Origin of the sequence: Halobacteriovorax sp. RZ-2, from assembly GCF_043196685.1 — a bacterium.
Lineage (GTDB): Bacteria > Bdellovibrionota > Bacteriovoracia > Bacteriovoracales > Bacteriovoracaceae > Halobacteriovorax_A.
The window spans coordinates 1-19690 of the sequence record NZ_JBEBMR010000002.1; the positions used below are offsets into that span (position 1 = coordinate 1).

Below are 19690 nucleotides of genomic sequence, written 5' to 3' on the forward strand. Positions count from 1 at the left end.
GCCCGCTTGCGCCGAAGGTAGTGCCAGGGTAACTTGGTGTGAGACTAGGAAGATGCACCTTCTATATAAAAAGCCAGATCTTATGATCTGGCTTTTTTTGTTTGTGGCCATAAAATTTCTATTTTTAATAGTCTATTTGTTTTTATCTTGCCTCTAGAAGGGTTTTCGGCCTTTTCTTTTGCCTTTACTTACATTTCATATACAATAGATGTATGAAGAAAAATATCCTTAAAACTCAACTAGTTATCCTATTTATCTTAACATTATTCTCTTTTATCTCTTTCTATTTTGGAAATGATTTACCGGATAATTACTTTACGATTACATCTGATAACTCGGGTAATATTTTAAGCTATTATTTCTTCTCAATGGTTAAGTTTGGTTCTTATTTCAGTGGCCCTTGGATTTTGATTCCATTTTTTGTTTTTTCGCTTTGCCATACTTTTATTTACGACAAACGTGAGTATATGGTTGATGTCTTAAACTTTTTTCCTCTAGTCTTTTTTTCTGGGGCCGTATCATTTTTCTTTTTTCAAGATGCACTAGGAATTGGTCTTCAATATATTTTACAGAATGCTTTCACATCACTTTGGTTAGGCATCTATACAAGTGTAGCTTTTGGACTATTTTTGTTTGGAACATTTAGAGGTGGATTTAAGGAAAGTATTGTTAAGGCTTTTAATTTTACTAAGGCCGTTCCATCTAAAGCTATACAAGCAAAGCAAGCGCTTGCTGCTCCATTTGAGAAGAAAAAGCCTGTTGCTCAGATTGAACATGATAATAGCCTTCGTAAAAGAATGGATAGTATCCTTAAAGATGACAAGAAAGAAGAGGAAGATAAGAAAGAGAGTTCATTATTTGCCTCACTTAATAAAATTAAGCCTCAGAATATTTTAAAAGCAAAGACTACTGTTGAAGAAAGGGCAGTAGTTGAAGAAGATAAAGACGAAGAAATTGAAGAGGCCGTAATTAAACCACAGATTACACGTCCTGCTTTTGATGAATCAAATACAATCGTTCGTAGTACACAAGAAAGCATTGAAGCTTCTAAAGCCAATGATGAGAGTAGCGATCAATCTGAAGAAGGCGCAGAAAGAGGGCCACAAGTTAAAAAGATTCTTGTTACCGCTCCTCTTAATCGTATGGCCGATACATCTACCGATAATCAATATTTTAATATTGTTGATACAGCTACTGAGGCTACAATTGAAAAGGTTTCAAATGAACCTGATAAAGCATACTTTGAACAAATTATTACTCTCTTAGAATCAAAACTTACAGAATTTAAGATTGAGGGTGAAATTGTAAACGTATTAAAAGGTCCAGTCGTTGATACTTTCGAATTTAGACCTGGAGCTGGTGTTAAGGTTTCTAAGATTGCAGGTCTTGCTGATGACTTATCTTTAGCGCTTTATGGTGCTCCAATTCGTGTTGTTCCTGCAATGATGGGTAAAGATACTGTTGGTGTTGAAGTTCCAAGAAACCCACGTGATATTATATATTTAGATGAAGTATTGAGCTCTAAAGAGTTTCAGAATGCTAAGTACTCACTTCCAATTGCTATGGGGAAGAATGCTTTTGGTGAATCTTTTGTTATTGATTTAGCTACGTGTCCACACATGCTTGTTGCTGGTGCAACTGGTGCTGGTAAGTCGGTATTTATTAACTCACTTCTAGTTTCACTACTTGTTAAGAAGTCACCAAAGAAAATGAAATTAATTCTTATTGACCCTAAGCAACTTGAGATGGCCCTTTATGCAAAACTTCCACACCTACTAATGCCTGTTGTAACTGATGCAAAAACTGCATCAATTGCACTTCTTTGGGCCTGTCAGGAAATGGATCGTCGTTATGGAATTCTTGCTGACTTTGGTGTTCGTAATATTTCTGGTTTCAATGAGAAGCTTAAGAGAGCGACTCCTGAAATGCTTGCTAAGATTCACCACCATTATGAAGACACAACAGCTGAAGACTACGAACTTCCATATATTGTAATCATTGTCGATGAGTTTGCTGACCTTGTTCTTACTAAGGCCGGAAAAGAAATTGAAAATAATATTGCTCGTATTGCAGCTAAGGCCCGTGCTGCCGGTATCCACCTTGTTCTTGCAACACAAAGACCTTCTGTTGATGTTATTACAGGTGTTATTAAGTCAAACTTCCCAACACGTGTTGCCTTCAGGGTATCTTCACGTACCGACTCGAGTACGATTCTTGATAAAATCGGTGCTGAAAGACTACTTGGTAAAGGGGATATGCTTTATAAACATGGTATTAACACACAACGTGTTCACTCTTCATATGTTGATGAAGTAGAAATCGAGGCCCTAACGCAGAAATTAGAGGCCCTAGAGTCAGGTTTCGATGAGAAAGCAATGGAATTTCTTGAGAATGGTGGAGAAGTAGAAACAGATGAATACTCATATGGTTCACATATCACGCCAGCAGCTTCATCAAACTCAGGTGATGCTCTTTATGATGAAGCCGTAAAAGTTGTCATGGAATCTCGCTCAGCGTCAGCGTCTATGCTACAGAGAAGATTAAGAATTGGTTACAACAGAGCAGCAAATCTTATTGAGGAGCTTGAAAAACGTGGAGTCGTAGGTCCTGCTCAGGGTGCTAAGCCGCGTCGCGTTCTCGTTGATGGAAACTCACCAACTCTATAATTAAAAGGCCCTTTCTTTCGGTAAGTTAGGGCCAATAATTCCTCTAAAAATATTACAAAAAAATATTGAATCCGCAGAGTCATCGTGTTAAAAATGCACCATCGCAATATCGCGAAATAAACAGCTACTCGAAGGGTTGGTCCATTCGGTTCGAGTTAGTGTATTTAACCAACTGCGGAGTTCGTATGTCAGAATTAAACATTAATGATCTTTTAAAAGCAGGTGCACACTTTGGTCACCAGACTCACAAGTGGAATCCAAAAATGAAGCCATATGTATTTGGTGAAAGAAACGGGATCTATATTGTTGACCTTGCTAAAACTATTCCTTTAGCAAAAAAAGCTTATGACTTCCTAAAGAAGACTTCTTCTGAAGGTAAGCCAATTCTTTTCGTAGCTACAAAAAGACAAGCTTCTGAAACTGTTAAGACTGCTGCTAAGTCATGTGGTGCATATTATGTAACTAACAGATGGCTAGGTGGGATGCTTACAAACTACAAAACAATCAACCTTTCAATCGATAAACTAAGAAAAGTTGAAAAAATGAAAGAAACAGGTGACTTCGAGTTACTAACTAAGAAAGAAAGAATCAAAGTTGGTAAAGAAGTTGAAAAGCTAGAGAAAAACCTTGGTGGTATCAAGGATATGAGAAAGCTTCCAGGTGCAATCGTAGTTGTTGATCCAAACAATGAAAGAATTGCTGTAAAAGAAGCTAACAAGCTAGGTATTCCTGTTGTTGCAATCGTTGATACTAACTGTGACCCAGAAGGTGTTGACTACGTTGTTCCAGGTAACGACGATGCAATCAAGTCGATCACTCTTTTCTCTGATTACTTCGCAGGTGCTATCGCAGGTAGTGCAAGCAAAGCTAAAGCAGCTGGTAACCAAGTTACTGATAAAGCTCTAGAAGAAGAAATTCTATCTAAGTATGAGAAGGACATCGATTTAGCTGGTGAAGAAGAATAATTAATAATTAATTAGCGAGGTAAAAAATGGCTATTACGGCAAGTGCTGTTAAAGAATTAAGAGAAAAAACTGGTGCAGGTATGATGGACTGTAAGAAAGCTCTTACAGAAACTAATGGTGACCTAGAGGCAGCAGTAGATTTCCTAAGAACTAAAGGTCTAGCAAAAGCTGCTAAGAAAGCAAGCCGTGTTGCTGCTGAAGGTACAGTTGTATCTGTAGTAGAAGGTAACAAGGGTGTTATTCTTGAAGTTAACTGTGAAACTGACTTTGTTGCTAAAGGTGACGATTTCCAAGGTTTCGCAAGTAATGTTGCTGCTTGGACTCTTTCAAATAAGCCAGCTTCTATTGAAGAACTTAAAGATGCTAAGAATGCTGAAACAACTGAACTTACTATGAAATGTGGTGAGAAAATCGACCTAAGAAGATTTGCTGCAGTTGAAACAACAGGTGTTCTTGGTTCATATAACCACGGTGGAAAAATCGGTGTTCTAGTTGAACTAGGAACTGATAAGACTGATGCTCCAGAAGTTGCGGAACTTGCAAAAGATATCGCAATGCACGTTGCAGCGGCTAACCCATCTTTCTTAACTTCAGATGATATTGATGAAGACTACAAAAAGAGAGAAGAAGAAGTTTACCGTGCACAACTTAAAGAAGAAGGTAAACCTGAAAACATGATCGATCAGATCGTTAAAGGTAAACTTGGAAAACTTGCTAAAGAAGTATGTCTTGTTGAGCAAGTATTCATTAAGAACCCAGACTTTACTATCAAGAAGCTTGTTGCTGACGTAGCTGGTAAAGTTGGTGGTGATATTACTGTTAAAGCTTTCCACAAAATCAACCTTGGTGAAGGGATTGAGAAGAAAGAAGACAACTTAGCTGAAGAAGTTGCTAAGATGACTCAACAGTAAAATTAATTACTAAATATAAGAAAGGGCTTTTTTAAGCCCTTTTTTTTTGCAATTTGATTGTAGTGTTATTGGGGACATATGAAATATAAAAGAATTCTATTAAAACTTTCTGGTGAGGCCTTAGCTGGTGAAGCTGGTTATGGTGTAACTCACGATGTTCTTAACCAAATTTCTGAAGAGGTTAAAGAACTGGTAGCAATGGGTGTAGAAGTTGCTATCGTTGTTGGTGGTGGAAATATCCACCGTGGTGTAGCGGGAGCGACAAGAGGTATGGATCGTACTTCTTCAGACCATATGGGAATGTTGGCGACTGTCATAAATGCACTTGCAATGCAAGATTCACTTGAGCAAAAAGGTGTATTTACGAGAGTAATGTCGGCTATTAATATGCAAGAGGTATGTGAGCCATATATTAGACGTCGTGCTGAGAGACACCTTGAAAAGAAGCGTGTTGTTATCTTCGCAGCAGGTACAGGAAACCCTTACTTTACGACAGATACGGCAGCTGCCCTAAGAGCAAATGAAATTGACGCACAGGTAATTTTTAAAGCGACAAAAGTTGACGGAATCTATGATAAAGATCCTATGAAATATGATGACGCAGTCAAGTTTGATCAATTAAAATATATCGACGTATTAAATAAAGGAATCAAGGTAATGGATTCTGCTGCTATCTCACTTTGTATGGATAATGAGATGGAAATTGTGGTATTTAATATGTTTGAAAAAGGTAATATTGCTAAGGCCGTAGCAGGCGAGAGCATTGGAACTAAAGTACTTAAATAATTTATAAGAGGTATATTATGATTAATGAAATTAAATCATCATTAGAAACTGGTATGTCAAAGTCAATTGATTCTCTAAAGCATCAATTAACAAAAATCAGAACTGGTCGTGCATCAGCTTCTGTATTAGATGGTGTTACTGTAGACTACTATGGTTCTCCAACTCCTGTTAACCAAGTTGGACAGGTTTCAACTCCAGAAGCGAGACTTCTTCAAATTCAACCATTTGATAAAACTCTTATCAGTGAAATTGAAAAATCAATCATCAATGCAAACTTAGGACTTAACCCATCAAATGACGGTAACCTAATTAGAATTGCATTCCCTGCACTTACTGAGCAAACAAGAAAAGAGCAGGTAAAAGAAATTAAAAAGATTGGTGAAGATAGCAAAATCGCAATTCGTAACGCTCGTCGTGACGGAAATGAACTTGTGAAAAAAGCTGAAAAAGCTAAAGAGATTTCTGAAGATGATTCAAAGAAGTTTCAAACTGAAATTCAGACTGTAACAGATAAGTATACAAAACAAGTAGACGAGATCATTGCAGCAAAAGAGAAAGAGCTTCTAACTCTTTAATCTTTACTTGAATAAATGATGAACTTTCAAACGTCTAAATTAAAACATGTTGCAATTATAATGGATGGCAATGGGCGCTGGGCACAGAACCGCGCTCATCGTCGTGTATGGGGACATGTGCGTGGAAGTTCTGTTGTTAGTGATGTTGTTGAAAAAGCTGACGACATGGGAATTAAGGCCCTGACTCTTTATGCGTTCTCTACTGAGAACTGGGGCCGCCCACCTTCTGAAATTAGAACTCTTTTTCTTCTTTTAAAGAAATTTCTTATCAAAGAGAGAACGAGGGTTTTAAAAAATAATATTAAGTTTAATATTATTGGTGATATTTCAAAACTTCCAAAAGATACAATTGAAATTATTAATCGACTAAAAGACGAGTCGAAAGATAATACTGGTTTAAAGCTTACTTTTGCATTTGGTTATGGTGGACGCGCTGAAATTATTAGTGCTGTAAACAAACTAATTGCTGAAGATATTGAAGTTACTGAGGAGAATATTTCTCAGGCCCTTCACGCCCCTGAGTTAGGTGATGTTGACCTAATGATTAGAACTGGGGGAGATCAAAGAATCTCAAACTTTCTATTATGGCAAATTGCATACGGTGAATTATATTTCACTGAAACGATGTGGCCAAATTTCACATGTAAAGAATTTGAAAATATTATTTATGAAGTCGAAAAACGCGAAAGACGTTTTGGACAAGTTTGTGAAACTGAATCACTGGCCGCTTCAAAAAATAAGATTAGAAAGAATATTAGATTAATAAATTAAACGGAATTAAAATGACAAATACTCAAAAAAGAGTCCTATCTGCCATTGTAATGATAGGTATCGTCGCATTAGCATATTCTATTGGCGTTGTCGGTATTGAAGCACTCCTTATCGTTGTTAGTGCTGCCTGCTTTTATGAATTCGCGAAGAATTTTCTCTCTCTCAAAGTAACAGGTATTTTCACACTCATTAACTTTGTTCTTTTACTTGGAATTCAGTTTTGGGCAATGAACAATAATCATGTATTTGATGGACTTCTTATTCCTTCAATTGGTTGTTTATTAAATCTTGTTCTAATAGGTTACTTGTTCATTTCTCCAATGGAGTCGATGAATTTTGTTAATTTTTTAAAGCGAGTAACAATTTTAAGTATGGTGATATTTTTGATTCCATTTCTTAATCTTCATTCACTTCTTAATCATGCTAATTGGCAAGCTCTTGTAATTATTCTACTTGTATTTAACTTCGGTATGGATACTGGGGCTTGGTTCTTTGGAAAGAATTTTGGAAAGACTAAATTATGGGCCACTGTAAGTCCTAATAAGACTGTTGAAGGTTTAATTGGCGGGGCCGCAACATCTGGTCTATTGGGAACTTTAGTATGGTATTATTTAATAGGTGATTTTGCGGTAAAATATATACTGATCTTTTTTATTTTAGGTATTTTGAGTCAAGTCGGTGACTTGATTCAGTCTAAGTTGAAAAGACAAATAGGTGTAAAGGATAGCTCGAACTTAATTCCTGGGCATGGTGGGGTTTACGATCGAATCGATAGTCTTCTCTTTGTTATACCGTTTTACACACTATTGTTGAGTTATAAGATTTTATAAGGGTTAGTATGTTAGAGAAAATTGTTATATTTATTTTATTTTTAGGTCCACTTGTATTTTTTCATGAGCTAGGGCATTTCCTATTTGCAAGACTCTTTGGTGTAAGAGTTGAAGTTTTTTCAATTGGTTTTGGTCCAAAACTATTTAGATGGAAAAAAGGTGACACGGAATACGCCATCTCTTTAATTCCACTTGGTGGATATGTGAAGATGTTTGGAGATGATCCATTTAACAAAGATGGTATTTCTGAAGAAGAAAAGAAATTTTCTTTTATTCATAAGAAAAAGTGGCAAAGATTTTGGATTGTTTTTGGAGGTCCACTTGCTAACTTTATTCTTGCCTTCTTTATCTTCTTTGCACTTTTCTTAACAGGTGAAAAAGTTCCAGAAATAAAAATTGGTAGTGTTGCCAAAGAAACGCGCTTTTATAAGCTAGGCTTTAGAAGTGGAGATATTGTTAATAAAGTTAATGAGCACCTGGTAACTTCTCCAAGTGATATTGTTTTGGAGAGTGATGGCCACATTAATTCTTTAACTGTTGAGCGTCTAGGTCGAAAAGAAGTTGTGAAGGTTGATATGAAGCCTGAGCAATTCTTTGAAGAAATGGTAAAGTATCCACCTTTCTTACTACTGCCAATTGTTAAATCTGCAGATGGAAATCTATTCATTGTTTCTAAAGGTAATAAACCAAATACTGACTATAGTTTAGAAGAGCTTGCCATTGAGGCAGGACATCTCGATCTTTTTCCTGTTAAGTCTATTGATAGTGAAACGAGTCAGCCGATATTTGATAAGGAAGCTAAGGCCGTTGCTCATCTCGATGTAACGAATGGTCTTAAACACGCTCTTTTTACAAATAACTACTTTCCTATGGATCTAGTTGTTAAGAGTGTTCAGATGAAGTCTCCTGCGGATAAAGCAGGACTGTTGGCCGGTGATATTATTACTTCAGTTAATGGAAAAGAAGTTAATTCATTTGACGAGCTTAGAGGTGAAATCCAAGAAAATGAAGGTCAGGCTTCACTGAAAGTTATTAGAAAGGGTGAGAGTAAAGAGTTTAATATTACTCCTGACGTTAGAACTGAAAATGGTAAAACAGTTAAGTTAATTGGGGTTTACAGCCATGGTATTTATGCCGCTGGTAAGTATGTCACAACTGAGCCAATGAATTTTTTCAAAGCAATTCCAAGAAGTTTATATCGTACATGGGATGGAGTTGTTAAAACATTTGAAGGCTTTAAAAAACTAATTACAGCGGAAGTTTCATTAAAGAATATTGGTGGGCCACTTACGATTGGAAAAGTTGCTTCCGATTCTTTCAATACTTCAATTTCATATTTCTTCCAGTTGATGGCGTTAATTTCTATCAACCTTGGTGTTATTAACTTATTCCCAATTCCTGTATTAGATGGTGGGCATATTGTTTTTCTAATTTTAGAAGCAATTAACGGTGGGCCACTATCAAGAAGAAAGTTAGAGATTGCCCAGCAATTTGGTCTTTCTATTCTATTACTACTAATGATTGGGGCGTTGTTTAACGATTTTACGCGATTCTTCTAATGATTTACTTATTTATTGATACATCACATCTTCTACACTTTGGAATTTTAGACGAAAACTTCTCTTGGGTTGAAGATGTTGTTGTTGAAACAAAGAAGACTTCTGAAGTTCTTCATGAAAATATACACGCTTTACTTTCAAAGCATGGCCTTGATGTGAGTAATATTAAAGGTCTTATCTCAATTGCTGGCCCAGGTTCTTACACTGGCATGAGAGTAGGAGAAGGCCTTGCTCAAGTTTTTGAGTTAGATGATATTGAAGTTTTCTCATTTTATAGCTCTGATATTCCAAGTATTCTTGGACAAGACTCGACTCACTGGATGTTTCCGGCATTTAAGAAAGAGTATTATATTCGTACAAATGATGAGGAGAAGCTCCTAACACAAGCTGAATTTGAAGCATTTTGCTCGGGTATTGTGGATAAGTCACAATTATATACTCATGGTGTAAATGAGCTTTCAGAGCATTGTGAAGGGGATACTCGAGAGGTGCTACGTAAGAACCCCGCACCGGTTTTTAGTAAGGTTGTAAGTGAAAGAATGAGACAGAGGCCTTATTATTTCCGTCCACTTCACGTCGAATTTAAAAAGTCTTAGTATGACATGTCAGTTGAATATTGATAAATTATTAAAGTGAAAATATTTTATCTATCTAAGTCCACAATCAACTTTATTATAGTAGTAGCATTTCTATTATTACTATTATTCGGCTTTTATTTATTTTCAATCTACTTTGTTATCGTAGGTATATTTCTATTCCTATTTAGAAGGAAGTTGAGTTCATTCAAAGAAGATCAAGTAACAACTCGTGGATCGATTTATGCTCCTGTAACAGGGAAAGTTGTTGGTATTAATAAAATATCGAATAACGTTTCTGAGCTATCAATTAGAATGGGACTATTGAGCGGATATGGGATATATTTACCAATTTCGGCGAGAGTAAATAACGTTATTTTTAATGACAAGGACTTTGGAACAAAAGTTACTTTAGAAGACTCTAACGATAGAAAGATTAGACTATTTTTTATAAATTCATTTTTTAAACGTGACCCAGAACTAATTGTATTACCAGGGGACCTTGGAAGAAGACAAGTTGATATTGGTTTCTATCCATTAGGTGCTACTGTAAAAATGCAAGTCGAAAACTCTGAACTCCTTGTGGCCATGAATGAAAAGGTTAGGGGCGGGGAAACAATCGTAGGTCGCTATATAGAAGAATAAGAAGGAAATTCAAATGACAAGATATGACGGACAACCACATAAGCTAACTTTTTTCTTACCGAATGTTTTTACAGCGTTAAATATGGGGTGTGGATTTGCTTCAATTATCATGGCCATGAAGGGTATGTTTTATCCTGCATGTATGATTCTACTACTGGGTGCAATTTTTGATAGTGTTGATGGAAGAGTTGCACGTTTGACAGGGACACAGTCTCAATTTGGTGAACAATTTGACTCTATTAGTGATGTTATCTCTTTTGGAATGGCCCCAGCTTTAATTGTCTACTTTAAGTTCTTTCAGGGTCTAGGAAGACCTGGAATGGTTATTTCATTCTTGTACTTACTATGTGGTGCTCTAAGACTTGCAAGATTTAATGCGAATATAAATAAAGTTCCATCTAATTACTTCCAAGGCCTACCAATTCCTGGTGGAGCGTTGGCAATTATTGGCTTTATTATGGTGACACTGGAGTTTAACTTTGGTGACTATCAGAGTTACTATGCCGCCGCATATGTGATTTTCTATTCCCTACTAATGATCTCAAATATTCCGTTTAATTCTTTTAAAAACTCGGATTATGTAAGAAAAAATCGCCGCAAGGTTCTTGCAATGATTCTTCTCATTCTAGTATTAATCCTTATTTACGAGCAACTGATGATTTTTGTGCTGATTACGGCCTATGTTGTTGGATGTTTAGTGTATAATATTTTTAGTAAGGATACTAAAGTTGAACTATTCGACTGGGAAGATAAAGATGAAGAAAGCGAATCTTAAAAACCTCTTAATTTGTACGCTATTAATTTCAAGTACAAATGTTTTTTCTATAGACTTTAATCAGCCTCTGCCTGGAGAGTTAGATTCAAAAGATTCTCCGTATGAAAATGATCAAGGTTCTAGTGAAGAGGAGGATAAGAATTCGATTCCTGATATCTTTGGTTCAATACCTCAGCAATATACAGATGAAGAACTTAAAAATGCTGTAATGAGTTCACAAGATAAGGAGTGGTTGAAAACGGCCACTGATGAAGATTCAATCTTAAGAGATCCAAGTCCAAATTCATATGTTGAGTATAAGACTGAAGATTTATTAAAAAATACGTATCAGAAAGCAAATACTCAAATTGGTTTTACTTATATCTACGATACTTATGATTATTCAGATAGTACGGGGACTTTCGAATCAACATTTCAAAACGATAACTCTGAAGCTGACTCGATTCAAGCAGGTTATCTTACGTTCAATTATAGAAGTTATTTTCAAAGAAATATTGTCTCGACATTCTTTCAGGGAAATCTTGGTGTTTCATTTAACTCAGGAAAAGGAAAGTTTGGGAACGGAACAATTTCACGAACAACATTTAATCTATGGTTATTTCCAATTGATTTAAACCTTGGTGCGAAGTTAAACCTTGGAAAGAAAGTTTCGATTACTGCTCAAGGTGGGCCAGTAATCGCTCCTATTTGGCAAAATAGAGATGATCGTGAACAAGGTGATGACGATAAGGATATTCGCCAAGTAGGTTACGGTTATAATGCTTCAGCTTCGATTGATTTTTCGATTTATAATATCTTTCCAAATTTCGGAATGGACCTAAAAAAGTTCAGTGACATTAGCGAAATGAGCATTAGTCTCATGGCCAAGACAATGGATATTTCAGGATTTAAAAGAGATGACTTTAGCGTAAGCGGAATGTCTTTTGGTATAGGCTTTAACTTTGAGTATCTATAAAGTTACTTTTTCGTACGATGGAACGAATTACTTTGGATGGCAGAAGCAAATAGGCCAGCAAAGTATTCAGGGTGAAATTGAAAAAGTTTTAAAACAATTATCTAAATCTGAAGAGATACAAGTTGTAGGTTGCGGAAGAACTGATACAGGTGTTCATGCAATTTTTCAGGTCACTCGAATAACTCTTCCCATTGATATTAATCCAAAAGCACTTATGCGTGCACTTAATAGTCAATTACCAGATGCAATAAAGGTTGTGGACTCCGAATATGCTCCTGATGATTTTCAACCGGTCTTTAATGCAAAGAGTAAAACTTATCGTTACGTATTTTCAGAAAAAAAACAGCCTAATCCATTCTTGAGAAATTATGTGACTTACCTGGGCAAGGATTTAGATTTGGGCAAGCTAAATGAAGCATGTCAGCTATTTATCGGCGAGCATGACTTTGAGGGGTTTTCTACCAAGGGAACACCTGTTAAGTCGACAATTCGAAAAATAACAAGCTGCAATGTCTTTGAGAGTGAGATGAGTTACGGGCCAGGGCTTAAAGAAAGTGTCTTTATCATGGAAATCACTGGTAATGGCTTCTTGAAGCAGATGGTTCGCTTAATTGTTTCGAGTATCTGGTCGTGTGCTCAAGGAAAGATTTCAAGAGAAGTTATTGTGGGGCAGTTGACCAATCCAAGTGCTGAAAAGGTTGCTCCGACAGCACCACCGCAGGGCCTATTTTTGGTTAAGGTTGAGTATTAGGCCAATTGAAACCCCTTATATTCATTGACTTTTTGCCATATTCTAGCTAATTTCGGCTATTCATAATGTTAATATTGTCGCATAGCGAAGTGAGGATTTATTCATGACTTATAAAGTAGAACAAGTTAATGACTGCACAAAAAAATTATCTTTTTCATTCGATAACCTAGATCTATCTGAGCAAATTACTGTTGCTCTTAAAGAGAAACAAAAATCAGTTTCAATCAAAGGTTTCAGAAAAGGTAAAGCGCCAATCGCTATGGTTGAAAAACTATACCGTCCACAAGTTGAAGGTGATGCTCTAAATCGTTTCGTTCAAAAGGAACTTTTTGAAGCAATCAATAAAGAAGATCTTAAAGTAGTTGGTTACCCTAACTTTGAAAATATGGATTACAAAGATGGAAAGTCTGTATCATTTGATGCTGTTGTTGAAATCTTCCCAACTGTAGAACTTAAAGATTTCTCAAAACTATCTTTCACAAAAGATACAGTTGAAGTAACTGAAGAAGATGTTGAAAAAGTACGTAAGAACTACCTTGCTCCAAGAGCTGAAATGGTTGAAGCTGCTGAAGGTACAGCACTTGCTAACGGACTATTCGCTGTTATGAACTTCGAAGGTGAAAAAGCTGATGGTGAAAAACCTGAAAATATGAAAGGTGAAGAATACCTACTAGAAATCGGTTCTGGTCAATTTATCCCAGGATTCGAAGAGCAAATGATTGGTATGAAAGCAGGTGAAAAGAAGACTTTAGAAGTTACTTTCCCATCTGAGTATCACGTAGAAGAACTTAAAGAAGCAAAAGTTAAGTTCCACGTTGAACTTCTTGAAATCAAAGAAAGAAAGCTTCCAGACTTTACTGATGAAGTAGCAAAAGAGCTAGGTTTTGAATCAGTAGAAGATTTCAAAGCAAAAACTCAAGAGAACCTAACTAAGCAAAACGAAAGACAAGCAGCTGAAAAGTTAAATCAAGAAATTCTTGAAAAACTAATCTCTGAAAATAGCTTTGACGTTCCATCAACTATGATTGCTCAACAAAAAGAGCACTTAAAGAACGATCTTGCAAACAACCTTAAGCAACAAGGTTTCACTGAAGATATGCTAGGTGAGTACTTTGAGAAGTGGGCAGGTGACTTAGATGAAAAAGCTCTTTTCCAAGTTAAGTCAGGACTAATTCTAGACCACCTTGCAAATAAGTACGAAGTTGAATCAACTGATGCAGACTTTGATGCAAAAATCGAAGAAAGCGCAAGCCTTTCGGGTCTAACTGCTGACCAAGTAAAAGAATTCTACACAAAAGATGAGCGTATGAAAGCAAACCTTATGTATGCAATCCGTGAAGAAAAAACTTTTGCAAAACTTCACTCAGAATTAAAAATTAAATAATACTAAGGGCCCGCTTTCTGCGGGCCTTTTTTTTTCCTTCTTTAAATTATCTTAAACTCCAATATAATTTAATAAATTAATTATTGGAGAGTTCATGAGATTTCTTAGTTTCTTATTAGTATTAGTTACATTCGTAAGTTGCGCTCAGCTTGATTACAATATTCCTACTGCTCGTATGGATAGTCCTGAAACAACGGGTGGTTTAGGTAAGGTCGATGTCGCAATAGGTGTTGCAAGCGGCTATGATGTCGATCTTGCTGAAGGGTATGACTTTATTATTAGTGGTACAACAACAGAGGAGTCTGTTAGTGGGCCTGAGCCTCTTTTAACATTTAAAGGTGATCTAGGGCTACTTCCAAGACTTGATATTGGGCTTCAAACATATCCGGATACTTCTGACCTTTTAAAAATTAAGTATCAATTTATTGGTGGTGATAGAAAGACAGTTGGTCTCAAGATGTCTCTTCAGGGTGAGTTCGGCTTTGGCTATCACGAAGATGGCTCACTGAATACTGATTCGACTGTATATACAACAGATCTAAAAGCTAAGTCCCTAGGAGCTTCGCTTAATGTTGGTTATCGTGTAAGTCCTTCGACTCTATTCTATTTAAATACTGTTTTTATGGAATATAAAGTTGATGGTGTTCTTAAAGATGGTGCAACTGTATCTTATGATGGACAACAGTCACCAGAGGTTTTTTTAGTGCTTCCTGGTGTAAGGTTTGATTTTGATGGGGTATATATTCAGATGGAGACAGGTTATTCATTTTTGAATTCTTCTTATGATGATAAGAACTCTGATGATTTCACTTATGGGCTAAGTTTAGGTTATATGTTTTAGATAAAGAAAAAGCCGCTTGAAGCGGCTTTTTTATTTTTAAATTTCATTCATTTCGTAAATTACTTCAAATCTTTTGCCTGTAAAGTCTGTCTTTACAATATTCTCTCCTTCGCAGAAGAGGTTGGATGCCGTTGCTTTATATTTCTTCTTTGTATTTGCATCAATTGCATTTAGGGCCAGATCTACTTTACGACATTCTTTATTTCCAACTATTACTTTTGATACATTCTCAATATCCATGTAGCTTGAGCAATAGTAATCAAGATGAGGAGCATCTTTTGCAGAAGTTGTGCTATTAAATCTAATACTATCTAGATTCGTAATCCCTCTCATAAGAGTACGCCCAAACTTACTAATATCTTCATTTTTGTTATGGAATTGTTGATAGTCACCTTCAATAACATTTGAATAAAAATTTCCAGTCGCATATCCAGATTTGATAAAGTCTTTGTCACTTCTAATCTGTTCTTTTTTTGCTTCTCTTAACATTTCAAAACATTTATTAAAGCTTAGTTTTTCAGCTTCTCTCACTGAGGGACTTCCACTGCCACTTAGGATTGAAGAAAGTCCATTTCTTAAGTTGTTAGACTGAGAAGGTGAAAGGTTTAAATTTGCCGTTAGGTTATCAAATAGATCTGCTTGGGCCGTAGCACCTGTTAGGATCATAGCTGTTATCAGTAGTCTTTTCATAAATATTCCTCTTCTTTATTAATGTGTGTTCGAGGAAATATTAGCGAAAAATGGCCGTGAGATGGGCAAAAATGGAAAATTTACTAGGGGTGTATAGATAGTATTCAAGCCCCTAAGGGCTTGAAATTATTAATTATTTTTGAATTTGTGCCTTCATGAGACGCTCGATTTGAACCCTGTGATCACAGACAATCCAGTCATTTCCTGCGCCTCTTCCAATAGGGGCATACTTATCTTGATCGATTCTACCGCTATCAAGCAGTTCGTCTTCCACGTGAACACGAACAACTTCACCTGTCACAAAAGTACCTGTTCCAGGAACATCACCATAGCTTAATGTATCTCTAAGCTTACACTCAAAGTGGATTGGTGACTCTTTCATTCTCTTTGGTGTTACAACTTCAGAATCTAATTCAGTAAGCTTAGCAAAGTCGAACTCCGATTCACCATGAGGAAGCTCTGTTGAGCAGAGGTTAACTTTTTCGTAGTTGTGTTGAGTTACAAAGTTTACGACGAATTCTTTTTGACGAAGAATATTTTTAAGAGTGTCTTTTTGTTCCCCATCGCTTGAACGAATCATTGGAGTGAAGCCGATGATCATTGGGTTTGCACTTACCACAGTAAAAAATGAGAAAGGTGCAATATTACTTGTACCATCTTCATTAACAGTTGAAACAACTGCGATTGGTCTTGGAACAACTGATCCGATTAATAATTTATAATTGTCTTTAAAATCTTGTTTTGTTGTATCAAAAATTGCCATAATTACATCCAGCTTTTCCAGTAGTCTTTGTTTTCATTTTCTTCAAACCATTTAGTTGGTTTTAAAGGATAGCGAGTATCAACCATGACAGCGTACTCATCCGTGTATAATTTGTCTTCACCTGCTTCAAAGGCTTTTGGGTGTGGCCCATGGTGAACACCTTGAGGGTGAAAAGTTAAAGCTCCTGCATCGATATTATCACGAGAGAAGAAATTTCCTTGGTGATAGAAAAGAACCTCATCAAAATCAATATTTGAATGGTAGAAAGGAACTTTTAAAACCTTGTGCTTCTTATCCTCAAGAGGTCTTTCAACAAAAGAACAAACAACGAAGTTTCTTGCTACAAAAGTTGTGTGTCCTGATGGAGGAATATGATAACGGTGGCTCATGATTGGACAGATATCATAAATTGAAATCTTCCATGGATAGACAGAGCCTTTCCAGCCTTTAGCTGTTAGAGGATTAAATGGATAGGTGATTGTTGTGATTTCTCCAAGTCTTTTTACTCTTACGTCATACTGTTGCCAGTCTTGATCACTGCCAAGAGCTGCTTCAGGTGTGAACTTTGCTGTTTGATCATAAAGAGCGTTAGGTCCAAGAAGCCCACGTGAAGGTTCTTCAAATTCAGAGTTCGATTCGACTTGAAAGAACTTTGAAGCTTGTGAAATCTTCACTGTATAAGTTGTTCCACGAGGTATCAGGATGTAGTCACCTTTTACAAATGGTACATGGCCATAGATTGTTTCAAAAGTACCACTACCTTCATGAACAAAATAGAGCTCATCAAAGTCAGCATTTCTTAAAAAATAATCTAGTGACTTTGTTAATGTACCAAGACTAAGTTCACAATCATTATTCGTTAAGATTGTACGGAAGTCATCTTGTAAGTCTTTATGACTAAAAAGTGATGGAAGGTTTTTTGGTTTTAAATCTCCCGAAATATTAGTCCAGTTAACCGGTGGCTGTGTATGATAGAGTTGGCTTACACGACCGAAGAAACCATTGCGTCCATGTTCTTCTTCGTATAGACCTTCTGGGATATCAACGTGAGCTTGCTTTGTATAAACACCACTTGCTTTAAAGCTTTCCATTTTATTATCTGTTGCCATTATTTAGTCCCTCTTTGTGGCCCTATTTTATTTGTTAGCTTTCCGATGCCTTCTACTTCAAGAGTGATTTCGTCTCCAGGCTTTAACCATCTATCAATCTCAAGACCACAGCCTGTGCCAACAGTTCCTGAACCAAAAAGGTCTCCAGATAAGACCCATTCATCTTGAGAGACGTGAGCAATCATTTGGGCCCAGCTATAGTGAGAGTCACCAGAGAATCCTTCTGACCACTTTTCACCGTTTACTGTTGCCGTCATTTTTAGATTTGGCTCTCTAAAATCGAATTCATCAAAAGTTGTAATAACTGGTCCAATCACTGAACAAAAATCTTTCCCTTTTGCAGGGCCTAGACGGACGGCCATTTCTTTCTTTTGAATATCGCGAGCAGAAATATCATTTAGGATTGTAAATCCAAAGATATGATCTTTTGCATCTTCTTCGCGGATATTAATTCCATCTTTTGCAATAACCATTCCTAACTCTAGCTCGTAATCGAGGATATTTGTGTAGTGTGGCCATAGAACTTCTTGGTTATGTCCAATGAATCCATGAGTTGGCCCTTTGTAGTAAGCCGGGATTTCATACCAAGCTTCCGGAATTGGCTCATTTCTTTTTTTGAAACCAGCAGCGACATGTTTTTCATGTGCGTAGAAGTCGCGGTAGTTTGGGATTTTATCAATTGGTGCTTTTAGATTAATCTCATCAGATTTAAATGCGATTGGTGTTCCATCTCTAAGAGTAAGGTCACCAACTTTTTCTAAAAATAGGTAAAGGCCATAACATTCACCTAGGAAGTCGATAGGATCATCTTTCGTTTGTAAAATTTCTAAAAGAGATGGAGGGCAAGTGTGGTTTGCTCTTTGCCAAAAGTTGAAATATCCTTCTCTTTCATAATCACATGCCCAAACATTATTAGGGTCAATTACGAGTCCATTATCTAATAAGATACCTAGACGAGGCTCTGGGCGATGAGTTCCATGATTTACATATTGGCAAATTTTCATGCAAGTTCCTTTCTAAATCTTTTGTTATATGCTGGTAGGATGCGATCGAATGCTTCATAGAAGTGATACATTTCATCCTTCGTTCCAATACTGATACGAACAAATTCTGGCATCTCGTTAGCAACAAGTTTTCTAATAATGACACCTTCATTAAGAAGCTCTTCAAACATGAAGTCACTTGCTTCACTGCTACCTGTTTTAATTGTAACGAAATTTGTCACTGATTTTATTGGAGCAAAATGTCTCGCTGTTAAATACTCCATAAGCTCATCATAGCGCTTACGATTATTTCTAAGTGTACGCTCAAGGTGTGGCCTATCTTCAAGTGCACCTACAGCTCCTAGTTGTCCAATTAGATTTGGTTCAAAAGGTAGCTTTACTCTTGTAAGGTAGCCGATTAATTCAGTGTGACCAAAGCCATAGCCGACACGGATTCCTGAAAGCCCATAGGCCTTAGAGAATGTTCTAAGCGTAAGAACATTGTCATAGCGGTAATTCATCGAATCTGGGTAATCATCAAACTCTTGAGCAAATTCAAAATAAGCTTCATCTAGAATGACAAGAACATGAGGAGGTACGAACTTCATAAGGTAATCGAACTCTTCTTTTGTAATATAAGTTCCCGTTGGATTATTAGGATTCGCAATATAAATGATCTTAGTTTTATCAGAAATATTTTCTGCAAGTGCTTTTACATCGAAACGGTAGTCTTCTGTTAGTGGAACTTTATTAAGTTTTGCTCCAACACTTCTGGCAAGAATATAGAAGCCAATGAAAGTATTGTCACAAGTTAGAACTTCATCATCTGGCTTAAGGAAGGCGCGAGCAATATAGGCCATGATTCCTTCTGAACCATTTCCAAGAATAATATTATCTAGTTGTAGGTCATACATCTTTGCTAGTTTTGATTTTAGTGCATAGGCATGCATATCTGGATAGCGGTGGAGATCCCAAAGTCCACGAGTCATTTCACGAATAGCATATGGAGATGGCCCAAGTGGGTTTTCATTCGAAGCTAGTTTAGAAACTCTTGTTAGTCCCTTTTCTCTAACGACTTCATCGATTGGTTTACCTGCTTGGTAAACTTGTAGATTTTTTAAGTATTCTGGTACGAGATCTTTATGATGCATCACTC

At 36.5% G+C, this 19690-nt stretch carries 20 protein-coding genes; 15 read left to right on the top strand and 5 right to left on the bottom strand.

The annotated features are described in order from the left end of the window. Positions 1-212: 212 nt before the first annotated feature. From ABMA78_RS06065 to ABMA78_RS06135, 15 genes are all read left to right on the top strand, one after another. Positions 213-2666 (top strand): DNA translocase FtsK, encoded by a 2454-nt coding sequence (locus tag ABMA78_RS06065; protein WP_392858027.1) that lies wholly within the window; start codon positions 213-215, stop codon positions 2664-2666. A 185-nt stretch (positions 2667-2851) separates the two neighbouring features. Continuing rightward, positions 2852-3631, top strand: a complete 780-nt coding sequence (rpsB, locus tag ABMA78_RS06070; RefSeq protein WP_021268438.1) for a 30S ribosomal protein S2 — start codon at positions 2852-2854, stop codon at positions 3629-3631. A 26-nt stretch (positions 3632-3657) separates the two neighbouring features. After that, positions 3658-4542, top strand: a complete 885-nt coding sequence (tsf, locus tag ABMA78_RS06075) for a translation elongation factor Ts (protein ID WP_392858030.1) — start codon at positions 3658-3660, stop codon at positions 4540-4542. A gap of 78 nt (positions 4543-4620) precedes the next feature. Further along, positions 4621-5328 (top strand): UMP kinase, encoded by a 708-nt coding sequence (gene pyrH, locus ABMA78_RS06080; protein WP_392858031.1) that lies wholly within the window; start codon positions 4621-4623, stop codon positions 5326-5328. Between the two features lie 17 nt (positions 5329-5345). After that, positions 5346-5903 (top strand): ribosome recycling factor, encoded by a 558-nt coding sequence (gene frr, locus ABMA78_RS06085; RefSeq protein WP_021268360.1) that lies wholly within the window; start codon positions 5346-5348, stop codon positions 5901-5903. A gap of 15 nt (positions 5904-5918) precedes the next feature. Continuing rightward, positions 5919-6674 (top strand): polyprenyl diphosphate synthase, encoded by a 756-nt coding sequence (gene uppS / locus ABMA78_RS06090; RefSeq protein WP_392858033.1) that lies wholly within the window; start codon positions 5919-5921, stop codon positions 6672-6674. Positions 6675-6685: 11 nt separating this feature from the next. After that, positions 6686-7504, top strand: coding sequence for a phosphatidate cytidylyltransferase (locus ABMA78_RS06095; protein WP_392858034.1), 819 nt, complete (start codon positions 6686-6688; stop codon positions 7502-7504). Between the two features lie 8 nt (positions 7505-7512). Next, positions 7513-9063: an RIP metalloprotease RseP gene (rseP, locus tag ABMA78_RS06100; protein ID WP_392858037.1), complete on the top strand. Its 1551-nt coding sequence runs from the start codon at positions 7513-7515 to the stop codon at positions 9061-9063. After that, positions 9063-9659: a hypothetical protein gene (locus ABMA78_RS06105; RefSeq protein ID WP_392858039.1), complete on the top strand. Its 597-nt coding sequence runs from the start codon at positions 9063-9065 to the stop codon at positions 9657-9659. The genes rseP and ABMA78_RS06105 overlap by 1 nt, the downstream gene beginning before the upstream one ends. A 177-nt stretch (positions 9660-9836) precedes the next feature. Next, the gene (locus tag ABMA78_RS06110) at positions 9837-10283 is read left to right on the top strand and encodes a hypothetical protein (protein ID WP_392858041.1); all 447 of its coding nucleotides are present in this window, start codon (positions 9837-9839) and stop codon (positions 10281-10283) included. A 13-nt stretch (positions 10284-10296) separates the two neighbouring features. Then, complete coding sequence (gene pssA, locus ABMA78_RS06115) at positions 10297-11058, top strand: CDP-diacylglycerol--serine O-phosphatidyltransferase (protein ID WP_392858043.1); 762 nt, start codon at positions 10297-10299, stop codon at positions 11056-11058. After that, a complete protein-coding gene (locus ABMA78_RS06120; RefSeq protein WP_392858045.1) occupies positions 11039-12013 on the top strand; it encodes a hypothetical protein in 975 nt (324 codons plus the stop codon). Before pssA ends, ABMA78_RS06120 begins: the two co-directional genes overlap by 20 nt. After that, on the top strand, positions 12000-12764 hold the full coding sequence (gene truA, locus ABMA78_RS06125; protein ID WP_392858046.1) for a tRNA pseudouridine(38-40) synthase TruA: 765 nt from the start codon (positions 12000-12002) through the stop codon (positions 12762-12764). The genes ABMA78_RS06120 and truA overlap by 14 nt, the downstream gene beginning before the upstream one ends. 103 nt (positions 12765-12867) lie before the next feature. Beyond that, the gene (gene tig / locus ABMA78_RS06130; RefSeq protein WP_392858048.1) at positions 12868-14148 is read left to right on the top strand and encodes a trigger factor; all 1281 of its coding nucleotides are present in this window, start codon (positions 12868-12870) and stop codon (positions 14146-14148) included. Between the two features lie 94 nt (positions 14149-14242). After that, positions 14243-14989, top strand: coding sequence for a hypothetical protein (locus ABMA78_RS06135; RefSeq protein ID WP_392858051.1), 747 nt, complete (start codon positions 14243-14245; stop codon positions 14987-14989). A gap of 36 nt (positions 14990-15025) precedes the next feature. On the opposite strand, the gene ABMA78_RS06140 is transcribed toward ABMA78_RS06135, so the two are convergent. The 5 genes from ABMA78_RS06140 to hisC all read right to left on the bottom strand — a co-directional run bounded on the left by ABMA78_RS06140 (position 15026) and on the right by hisC (position 19685). After that, complete coding sequence (locus ABMA78_RS06140; RefSeq protein ID WP_392858052.1) at positions 15026-15679, bottom strand: hypothetical protein; 654 nt, start codon at positions 15677-15679, stop codon at positions 15026-15028. Between the two features lie 133 nt (positions 15680-15812). Then, entirely contained in the window at positions 15813-16442 is a 630-nt protein-coding gene (locus ABMA78_RS06145) for a flavin reductase family protein (RefSeq protein WP_392858054.1), read from the bottom strand. 2 nt (positions 16443-16444) lie between these two features. Beyond that, a complete protein-coding gene (locus ABMA78_RS06150) occupies positions 16445-17551 on the bottom strand; it encodes a homogentisate 1,2-dioxygenase (RefSeq protein ID WP_392858055.1) in 1107 nt (368 codons plus the stop codon). Continuing rightward, positions 17551-18555, bottom strand: a complete 1005-nt coding sequence (locus ABMA78_RS06155) for a fumarylacetoacetate hydrolase family protein (protein WP_392858057.1) — start codon at positions 18553-18555, stop codon at positions 17551-17553. The genes ABMA78_RS06150 and ABMA78_RS06155 overlap by 1 nt, the downstream gene beginning before the upstream one ends. Continuing rightward, the gene (gene hisC, locus ABMA78_RS06160) at positions 18552-19685 is read right to left on the bottom strand and encodes a histidinol-phosphate transaminase (protein WP_392858060.1); all 1134 of its coding nucleotides are present in this window, start codon (positions 19683-19685) and stop codon (positions 18552-18554) included. Before hisC ends, ABMA78_RS06155 begins: the two co-directional genes overlap by 4 nt. Positions 19686-19690 lie beyond the last annotated feature (5 nt).

Excerpts from the sequence above, each read along its gene's own strand:
- tig (WP_392858048.1), top strand. The coding sequence starts at position 12,868 with ATGACTTATAAAGTAGAACAAGTTAATGACTGCACAAAAAAATTATCT.
- uppS (WP_392858033.1), top strand. The coding sequence starts at position 5,919 with ATGATGAACTTTCAAACGTCTAAATTAAAACATGTTGCAATTATAATG.
- ABMA78_RS06105 (WP_392858039.1), top strand. The coding sequence starts at position 9,063 with ATGATTTACTTATTTATTGATACATCACATCTTCTACACTTTGGAATT.
- ABMA78_RS06120 (WP_392858045.1), top strand. The coding sequence starts at position 11,039 with ATGAAGAAAGCGAATCTTAAAAACCTCTTAATTTGTACGCTATTAATT.
- ABMA78_RS06135 (WP_392858051.1), top strand. The coding sequence starts at position 14,243 with ATGAGATTTCTTAGTTTCTTATTAGTATTAGTTACATTCGTAAGTTGC.
- ABMA78_RS06145 (WP_392858054.1), bottom strand. The coding sequence starts at position 16,442 with ATGGCAATTTTTGATACAACAAAACAAGATTTTAAAGACAATTATAAA.
- pyrH (WP_392858031.1), top strand. The coding sequence starts at position 4,621 with ATGAAATATAAAAGAATTCTATTAAAACTTTCTGGTGAGGCCTTAGCT.
- pssA (WP_392858043.1), top strand. The coding sequence starts at position 10,297 with ATGACAAGATATGACGGACAACCACATAAGCTAACTTTTTTCTTACCG.
- ABMA78_RS06095 (WP_392858034.1), top strand. The coding sequence starts at position 6,686 with ATGACAAATACTCAAAAAAGAGTCCTATCTGCCATTGTAATGATAGGT.
- ABMA78_RS06065 (WP_392858027.1), top strand. The coding sequence starts at position 213 with ATGAAGAAAAATATCCTTAAAACTCAACTAGTTATCCTATTTATCTTA.
- hisC (WP_392858060.1), bottom strand. The coding sequence starts at position 19,685 with ATGCATCATAAAGATCTCGTACCAGAATACTTAAAAAATCTACAAGTT.
- frr (WP_021268360.1), top strand. The coding sequence starts at position 5,346 with ATGATTAATGAAATTAAATCATCATTAGAAACTGGTATGTCAAAGTCA.
- rpsB (WP_021268438.1), top strand. The coding sequence starts at position 2,852 with ATGTCAGAATTAAACATTAATGATCTTTTAAAAGCAGGTGCACACTTT.
- ABMA78_RS06155 (WP_392858057.1), bottom strand. The coding sequence starts at position 18,555 with ATGAAAATTTGCCAATATGTAAATCATGGAACTCATCGCCCAGAGCCT.
- rseP (WP_392858037.1), top strand. The coding sequence starts at position 7,513 with ATGTTAGAGAAAATTGTTATATTTATTTTATTTTTAGGTCCACTTGTA.
- ABMA78_RS06140 (WP_392858052.1), bottom strand. The coding sequence starts at position 15,679 with ATGAAAAGACTACTGATAACAGCTATGATCCTAACAGGTGCTACGGCC.
- ABMA78_RS06150 (WP_392858055.1), bottom strand. The coding sequence starts at position 17,551 with ATGGCAACAGATAATAAAATGGAAAGCTTTAAAGCAAGTGGTGTTTAT.
- tsf (WP_392858030.1), top strand. The coding sequence starts at position 3,658 with ATGGCTATTACGGCAAGTGCTGTTAAAGAATTAAGAGAAAAAACTGGT.